Annotated in this window: 6 protein-coding genes and 1 pseudogene; 4 read left to right on the top strand and 3 right to left on the bottom strand. The window is 68.7% G+C overall.

Going from position 1 to position 8433, the window contains the following annotated elements:
• The coding region (gene hemC, locus QZ609_RS21495; RefSeq protein WP_295499368.1) for a hydroxymethylbilane synthase at positions 1 to 924 on the bottom strand (924 nt) is incomplete at its 3' end.
• 108 nt (positions 925 to 1032) lie between these two features.
• Between hemC and ppc the strand changes: the two genes are divergently transcribed.
• Positions 1033 to 4065, top strand: a complete 3033-nt coding sequence (ppc, locus tag QZ609_RS21490) for a phosphoenolpyruvate carboxylase (protein WP_295499366.1) — start codon at positions 1033 to 1035, stop codon at positions 4063 to 4065.
• 9 nt (positions 4066 to 4074) lie between these two features.
• On the opposite strand, the gene QZ609_RS21485 is transcribed toward ppc, so the two are convergent.
• Complete coding sequence (locus tag QZ609_RS21485) at positions 4075 to 5499, bottom strand: MFS transporter (RefSeq protein WP_295499363.1); 1425 nt, start codon at positions 5497 to 5499, stop codon at positions 4075 to 4077.
• A 121-nt stretch (positions 5500 to 5620) separates the two neighbouring features.
• Here QZ609_RS21485 and QZ609_RS21480 point away from each other — a divergent pair, with 121 nt between their 5' ends.
• Positions 5621 to 6505 (top strand): LysR family transcriptional regulator, encoded by an 885-nt coding sequence (locus QZ609_RS21480; RefSeq protein ID WP_295499360.1) that lies wholly within the window; start codon positions 5621 to 5623, stop codon positions 6503 to 6505.
• A 36-nt stretch (positions 6506 to 6541) separates the two neighbouring features.
• Here the strand turns inward: QZ609_RS21480 and QZ609_RS21475 are convergent, their stop codons facing one another.
• The gene (locus QZ609_RS21475; RefSeq protein ID WP_295499357.1) at positions 6542 to 7147 is read right to left on the bottom strand and encodes a ferritin-like domain-containing protein; all 606 of its coding nucleotides are present in this window, start codon (positions 7145 to 7147) and stop codon (positions 6542 to 6544) included.
• 194 nt (positions 7148 to 7341) lie between these two features.
• Between QZ609_RS21475 and QZ609_RS21470 the strand changes: the two genes are divergently transcribed.
• Positions 7342 to 7986, top strand: coding sequence for a sigma-70 family RNA polymerase sigma factor (locus QZ609_RS21470; protein ID WP_295499356.1), 645 nt, complete (start codon positions 7342 to 7344; stop codon positions 7984 to 7986).
• Positions 7986 to 8433: pseudogene (locus QZ609_RS21465) on the top strand (hypothetical protein); the annotation flags it as partial. The gene QZ609_RS21470 and the pseudogene QZ609_RS21465, both read left to right, overlap by 1 nt.

The following is an 8433-nucleotide window of genomic DNA, read 5'->3' as shown; positions in this document are numbered from 1 at the left end:
GTCGGCTTCGGCCAGCGTAGATGGCGTGGCTTCGCCATCCGCGGCGAGTTTGCGGGTGCCGTCCTGCGAAGCAACAAAGGCGCGCAGGCGCAGCGTGCCGCCGTCCGACCACTGCGCGAACGAGGCGAGTGGCACCTGGCACGAACCGCCGAGAATGCGCGAAACAGCGCGTTCAGCCGTCACGGCCAGTGCAGTGGGCTCATCGTGCAGGGGCGCGAGGCAGGCTCGCACGTCTGCGCGGTCGGCGCGAATTTCGATGCCGAGCGCACCTTGCCCGGCTGCCGGTAGCGATTCTTCCGGCGCGATGGTCGAGCGAATGCGATCGACCAACCCCAGCCGCTTGAGCCCCGCAGCGGCCAGGATGATGGCAGCGTAGTCGCCGCGATCGAGCTTGCCGAGGCGCGTATCGAGGTTGCCCCGCAGCGGCTGGATCACCAGATGCGGAAACCGAGCCCTCAACGAGGCCTCGCGGCGCAGGCTCGACGTGCCCACCACGGCGCCGGCAGGCAGCGAGGCCAGATCAGCGTAGTCGTTGGAAATAAAGGCGTCGCGCGGGTCTTCGCGTTCGAGGATGGCCGACAGCGCAAAGCCTTCCGGCAATTCCATCGGCACATCCTTGAGCGAATGTACGGCGAGATCTGCGCGCCCCTCGGCCAGCGCGACTTCCAGTTCCTTCACAAACAAACCTTTGCCCCCCACCTTGGCGAGGGACCGGTCGAGGATCTGGTCGCCACGCGTGGTCATGCCAAGGATGGACACGTCGCACGCGGGATAGTATTTTTGCAATGCAGCACGCACGTGTTCGGCCTGCCAGAGGGCAAGCCGGCTTTCGCGCGAGGCGATGACCAGCTTGGTCGGCGCCTGGGCTGCAGGAGTCGTTGCAAGCTGGGATTCGACGGAGGTCGGGCGGGTGTGGGAAGACATGCGGCAATGGTAGCACGCAGCTTTTTCGCGACAGACCGGCTATCACGTTGAAATGATGCAGAAAAGAGGGCCATTCAGGCACCTTACCCATCCAACCTAGGAGACACCATGACGCAGCCCGCCGCGCGCCGCGCTTCCTCGCGCGCGACCCCCGCCCGCAAGGCGCCCGCCGCCCCCGCCAAGGCCATTAAAGCCATCAAGACCGCCAAGCCCGCCAAAGCCGCCACCAAGCCGGCCATCAAACCGGCCGCCAAGGCCAATGGCGCGGACGAGGCCAATGGCGCATCACTCGGCCCCGCATTTGGCCCCGTCGCGCGCCGCTCGTCGGGCAGCACTGCCGCCAAGGACCAGCCGCTGAAAGAGGACATCCGCTTCCTGGGGCGCCTGCTGGGCGACGTGCTGCGTGATCAGGAAGGCGGCACCGTCTTCGAGACCGTCGAGACCATCCGCCAGACCGCCGTGCGCTTCCGCCGCGACGGCGACCGCCAGGCCGAGCAGGAACTCGACCGGCTGCTCAAGAAACTCTCGCGCGACCAGACCACGTCGGTGGTGCGCGCGTTCAGCTATTTCTCGCACCTGGCGAACATCGCCGAAGACCAGCACCACAACCGCCGCCGCCGCGTGCACGCGCTGGCCGGCTCACCGCCGCAGCCGGGCAGCCTGATGCGCGCGCTGCTGTCGGCGGCCGATGAAGGCATGTCGGGCGATGTGCTGCGCCGCTTCTTCGACGCCGCGCTGATCGTGCCGGTGCTGACCGCCCACCCGACCGAGGTGCAGCGCAAGAGCATTCTGGACGCGCAGCGCGACATCGCCCGCCTGCTGGCCGAGCGCGACGCGCCGCTCACCACGCGCGAGCGCGAGCACAACACGCACCAGCTGCGCGCCCACGTCACCAAGCTGTGGCAGACGCGCATGCTGCGCACCACACGCCTGATGGTGGCCGACGAGATCGAGAACGCGCTGTCGTACTACCAGACCACCTTCCTGCGCGAGATTCCCGCGCTGTACCGCGAGCTGGAAGAGGACGTGGCCACCGTGTTCCCGCGCCGTGGCGCACGCGGCGAACCGGCCCCGCTCCCCGCCTTCTTCCAGATGGGCTCGTGGATCGGTGGCGACCGCGACGGCAACCCCTTCGTCACCGCGCAGACGCTGCGTTATGCCGCGCAGCGGCAGGCCAGCGTGATCCTCGCGTGGTACCTGGAAGAGATCCACACGCTGGGCGCCGAGCTGTCGATGTCCACCTCGCTGGTGGATGTAAGCGCCGCGCTGGTGGCGCTGGCCGAGCGCTCGCCGGACCGCTCCGAGCATCGCACCGACGAGCCGTACCGCCGCGCGCTGATCGGCGTGTATGCGCGCCTGGCCGCCACCTGCCGCGAGCTGACCGGTGAAGACGCCGGCCGCCATGCTGTCGGCCCCGCCCCGGCCTATGCCAGCGCCGAAGAGCTGCGCGCCGACATCCAGATCGTCATCGACTCGCTGGCCGCGCACCACGGCGAGGTGCTGGCCGATGCGCGGCTGGCGTCGCTGGCGCGCGCCATCGATGTGTTCGGCTTCCACCTGTCGTCGATCGACCTGCGGCAGGTGTCGGACATCCACGAGGCGACCGTCGCCGAACTGCTCAAGGTGGCCGGCGTGGAAGGCGCGTATGCCGCGCTGTCCGAAGCCGACAAGCGCACGCTGCTGCTGCGCGAGCTGCAACAGCCGCGCCTGCTGACGCTGCCGTTCCATACGTACACCGAGACCACGGCGTCGGAGATCGACATCTTCCGCGCCGCACGCGAGGTGCGTGCCCGCTACGGCAACCGCATCGTGCGCAACTACATCATCTCGCACACCGAAACGCTGTCGGACCTGCTGGAAGTGATGCTGCTGCAGAAGGAAGCCGGCATGTTCCGCCAGGGCACCAACGGCAGCGGTGGCGCGGCGCTGGACGTGATGGTGATCCCGCTGTTCGAGACCATCGAAGACTTGCGCAACGCGCCCGAGATCATGGGCGACCTGCTCGCCCTGCCCGGCTTTGACGCGGTGCTGGCGGCGCAGGGCAACGAGCAGGAAGTGATGCTCGGCTATTCGGATTCGAACAAGGACGGCGGCTTCCTCACCTCCAACTGGGAGCTGTACAAGGCCGAGCTGGCACTGGTGGAACTGTTCGACCGCAAGGGCGTGCGCCTGCGCCTGTTCCACGGCCGCGGCGGCACGGTGGGCCGTGGCGGCGGCCCGACCTACCAGGCCATCCTATCGCAGCCGCCGGGCACGGTGAATGGGCAGATCCGCCTGACCGAGCAGGGCGAGATCATCTCCAGCAAGTTCGCCAACCCCGAGATCGGCCGGCGCAACCTGGAGACCATCGTCGCTGCCACGCTGGAAGCGACGCTGCTGCCGACGCGCAACCGCCCGAAGGGGTTGGAGGAGTTCGAGGCCGCCATGCAGGCGCTGTCGGACCACGCCTTTGCCGCGTACCGCGACCTCGTCTACGAGACCCCGGGCTTCAAGGACTACTTCTTCGCCACCACGCCGATTACCGAGATTGCCGACCTGAACCTCGGTTCGCGCCCGGCCTCGCGCAAGCTGATGGACAAGAAGCACCGCCGCATCGAAGACCTGCGCGCGATTCCGTGGGGCTTTTCGTGGGGCCAGTGCCGCCTGCTGCTGCCGGGCTGGTTCGGCTTCGGCAGCGCGGTGCAGCGCTGGCTGGATGAGGCGGGCAATGCCAAGGCCCGCGCCGCGCGCCTGGCCACGCTCAAGCGCATGCACAAGCAGTGGCCGTTCTTTGCGAACCTGCTGTCGAACATGGACATGGTGCTGTCCAAGGCCGACCTGAACGTGGCCTCGCGCTACGCGCAGTTGTGTGAGGATCGCAAGCTGCGCAACGCGGTGTTCTCGCGCATCTCGGCGGAGTTCACCTTGACCGAGCAGGTGCTGGTGTCCATTACCGGGCAATCGGAGCGGCTGGCCGACAACCCGCTGCTGGCGCGTTCGATCAAGAACCGCTTCCCGTACCTGGACCCGCTGAACCACTTGCAGGTGGAGCTGCTCAAGCGCTTCCGCTCGGGCAAGGCCGGCAGCGACGATGCCCGCGTGCGGCGCGGCATCCACCTGTCGATCAACGGGATTGCGGCGGGGTTGCGCAACAGCGGTTAAGGCAACCGCTCAGGCCAGCGCGGTGGCGGCGGGTCGACGGCTGATCCACGCCATCGCCACCGCGCCGGCATACGCCACCGTCATCAGGCCAAACACTGTTGGCAGGGCGTGTGCCACGTCGGGCATCAGCGTGACGGCCGCGCCCGCCACGGCCACCCCGAGCAGGCTGCCGGTCTGGCGGGCGGCGTTCAACAAGCCCGATGCAGTGCCCGCCAGTGCGCCCGGTGCGGCGGCGAGGATGCTGGACGTCATCGGCGTGACCGCCAGCGCGGTGCCGCCGCCAAAGACCACCATCGCCGCGCACGCCAGCCACATGGGCGCATGCGCGGTCAACGCTGCCGACGTCGCCAGCAGCCCCACACCGCTGATCAGCAAGCCGCCCACCATCATGTTCGGCATGGAAATGCGCGCCATCAGCTTGCCCGCCAGGAGGTTGCCCGCCGACAGGCTCACCGCCAGCGGCAGCAGCACCAGGCCGGTCTGGCGCGCACTGAGGTGCTCGACGTTCTGCAGGTACAGGCTCAGCACGAACAGCGCGCCGAAGTAGCCGAAGTTGATCAGGAAGCCGACGCCGTTGACGGCACCCAGCGTGCGATGCACCAGCCACGACAGCGGCACCATCGGCGCACGCGCCCGGCGCTCCGCCACCACGAAGAGCGCGGCGGCCACCACGGTCAGCAGCGCGGCACCCCACACCCACGGCGATTGCGCCCCACGCACCGGCCACTCGATCGCGGCAAAGCACAGCGCGGCGAGCATCACCGTGCTCGTCCCCTGCCCGGCCCAGTCGAATGGCCGCGCGCGCGCGGGCTGCGTGTGCCGTACGATGATCCACGTGCCCACCATGCCGGCCACCCCCAGCGGCACGTTGATGAGGAAGGCGCTGCGCCAGCCGTACGCGTCGACCAGCAGGCCGCCCAGCGCCGGCCCCACCGCTGCCGCGGTTGACACGATCCCGCCCCACAGGCTGATGGCCCGGGCGCGCTCGCGCGGGTCTTCGAAGGTGGCGCGCAGGATCGCCAGCGAGCTGGGCACGAACAGCGCCGCGCCCACGCCCTGTAGCACGCGTGCGGCAACCAGCGCGACCACCGAAGGCGCCAGCCCGCACCCGGCGGAGGCCGCCACGAACACCGCGAGCCCCGCCAGAAACACCGTGCGTGCCCCCATGCGGTCGCTCAACAGCCCGCCGGTGAGGATCAGGGCCGCGAAGCTGAGCGTGTAGGCATCGACGATCCAGGCCAGCTCCGCGATGCTGCTGTGCAGGCTGGCGCGCATGGCATTGAGCGCCACGTTGACGACGGTCGTATCCAGCACGGCCATGAACACGCCAGTGGTCAGGATGACGAGTGTGGCATTGCGGCGCCAGCGGCTGAGGTCAGCGGCCGGGGGCACAACAGAGGCGGTGGAGACGGCGGAAGCGTTGCAGGAAGACATGACGGAGGCTCCTGTTGGCGTTGTCATGTGCCGCAGTGTAGGCTTGGCAGATGATGCAAAAAAGCAGCGTTTTTGCATACAATCGCCGCACATTTGCATCACAGAACAAGGGAGAACCCGCATGAACTGGGACAACGCACGTATCTTCCTGGCTGTGGCGCGCGCCAGCACCCTGCGCGGCGCGGCCCAGCGGCTGGGTGTGGACCAGGCCACGGTCGGACGGCGCCTGGCGGCGCTGGAGGAAGAGCTGTCCGCCAAGCTGTTCCTGCGCACACAGACGGCCTACGTGCTCACGCCGGCCGGCGAGGCCTTGCTCGCGCCCGCCGAGACCATGGAACAGGCCGCGCACACCATCGAGCGGCGCGTGCTGGGCACCGACGCGCAACTGAGCGGCACGCTGCGCATCGCCACCACCGATTCACTCGCCGTCGGCTACGTCCTGCCGGCCATCGCGCGCCTGCGCCAGCAGCATCCCGGCATCGACGTGATTTGCCAGACGTCCACGAACGTCGTCAACCTGACCAAGCGCGAAGCCGACATTGCCGTGCGCACGCTGCGCCCAACCGCACCCGACCTGATCGCGCGGCGCCTGGCGCAACTGGAAACCGGCATCTACGCCTCGCGCGGCTACCTTGCGGCGCGCGGCGAGCCGGCCGAAGGCGCGGCGTTTGCCGGGCACGATTTGGTGCTGTATCCGCGCCATGACGTGCCTTGGATGTGGGAAGCCCTCTGCGGCGAGTCGGTCTCGCGCGGGCGGGTGGCGCTGCAAACGGGATCGGCGATGACTCTGTTCGAGGCCATCGCCGCGGGCATCGGCTTGTCCGAGCTGCCGGTCTATCGGGGCAGCAGCCGGCTCGATTTCGTACGCGTGCTGCCGAACCGGCGTGGCAAGCAAGAGGTGTGGCTGGTCACGCATGCCGACCTGCACAAGACGGCGCGTGTGCAGGCATTCATCGCGGCCATCGCGGCCATCTTCGAAGCTGAGCAGAAGGCCGCCACGCCGTAGTCATCCCCCGGGCGTGGCGGCAATCGCTTCATGCGGTCATCCGACGAAGGCCACGGGCACAGGGTCCTCACCCAGCACCGACAGCAGGATCGCCCAGTGCATCGCCTCATCGCCGAGGATGCTGGCGGCCGCCTTCGTCAGCTCGCGCGTGTAGAAATTCGGCATCACGCCGAGGTAGGCCGAGGTGGCGCCTTTTTCCAGCCCGGCGGCAAAGCGCAGCACGTCGGCCTGGGTCTTGAGCTGGCTGACCGGGAAGTTGTATTCGGCCGTCTTCTTGGTCATCACTGGGGTGCCGCCCATCTTGGACACCGTGCCGGCCAGCACCTGCGCGTGCGCCTTGTGATGCCCCTGGAACTTCACCGCCGTGTCCAGCACCGGCTTCTGCAGCAGGCCGCTTTCGGCACCGACCTGATACGCGGCGATGGCCTGGTACTCCAGCCCCAGCGCCACGTTCAGGATGTTGATGTCGTCCTTCACGCTGCCCGACTGGGTCTGTGCCCAGGCCGGCATCGACTGCCCCAGCGAGACTGCCGCCAGCGAGCCCAGCGCCATCAGGCCCGGCGCCCATAGCAGCACGCGGCGGCGCACATCGATGCGTGAAGCATCGGCATCGAACGGCGCACCATCTTTGGTCGTATCCATCGTTGCACTCCTTGCGTTCATGGGGAGGGAATGCGGCCCGCGCGGCGCGGGCCACCGGCGTTTGTCCAGCGCCTGCCCGCTTATACGAAGGTCATCACAAAACGGATGCAAACCGCGGCGCCACCCCGGTGAATTGCCCACGGCGGCCCCGGTTTCTGCCTACACTTTGGGCAGAACCCTCCACAAAGCCATCCGTGCTGACCTTCCAACGCACCGCCGCAGACCACGCCAGGCAAGACGCCAGCGCATCGCCGGCGGCGGCTGGCCGTGCGCCAAACGCTGACGCTGAAGAACTGGCCTCCCTCCTCCAGCGCATCGACCTGGGCGACCGCGACGCCCTGCGCACGCTCTACACGCGCTGCGCCCCGAAACTGTTCGGGCTCGCGCTGCGTATCTTGGTCAGGAAAGACTGGGCCGAGGACGTCTTGCAAGAAAGCTTCGTCAACATCTGGCGCCACGCTGGCGACTACCGACCGCATCTGGCCGCACCGATGACGTGGATGACCGCCATCGTGCGCAACCGTGCACTCGATTGCCTGCGCCGGCAGCATGCCGAACGCGTGCAGGACTCCGTGCCGCTGGACGAAACCCACGCCGACGCGCTGGCCGACCACGCCCCGGGGCCGGCTGACCTCGCGCTGGCCGGCCAGCAGGCGCGGGCGCTGGCCGAGTGTCTCAAGCGTCTGGACCCGAAGCAGCGCGAAGTGGTGTCGCTGGCCTATCTGCGCGACCTGTCGCACAGCGAGCTGGCGCAAGCGCTGTCGCTGCCGCTGGGCACGGTCAAGTCGTGGATGCGGAGGAGCCTCGAGCGCCTGCGCGAATGCCTGGGAGCGCCGTGATGGACCCGCGCCGCCATCGCGACCTCGTCGACAAGCTGGCCGCCGAATACGCGGTCGGCACGCTGCGCGCGGGCGCCCGCCGCCGCTTCGAGCAGCTCGCTCGCCATGACCCCGGCGTGCAGGCCACCATCGACCGCTGGCAGCACTATCTGGCCGACCTGCCCGCGCTGCAGCCGGCCACGGCACCGTTGCCGGAAATCCTCTGCCGCGTGGAGGTGCAGCTCGGCTGGCGCGAGCCGGCCCCGCCGCCCGTGCGTGGCTGGCAGCGCCTGTGGCGAGGCGCCGGCTTCTGGCGTGGTGCCACGGCGGTGGCGGCCGTTGTCGCGGCTGTAGCGGTCGGGCTGAACCTGCGACTGGCGCAACAACTACACGAGGCGCCTATCGTCAACGCGGTGGCCGTGCTGCAGGACGCGCAGGCCCAGGCCGCCGTCCTCGTCACCTGGGATG

The sequence above is a fragment of the uncultured Ralstonia sp. genome (assembly GCA_913056305.1).
In the GTDB taxonomy this organism is placed as follows: domain Bacteria; phylum Pseudomonadota; class Gammaproteobacteria; order Burkholderiales; family Burkholderiaceae; genus Ralstonia.
The sequence above is the reverse complement of the archived record's forward strand: the minus strand, read 5'-3'. Positions and strand labels throughout refer to the sequence as shown.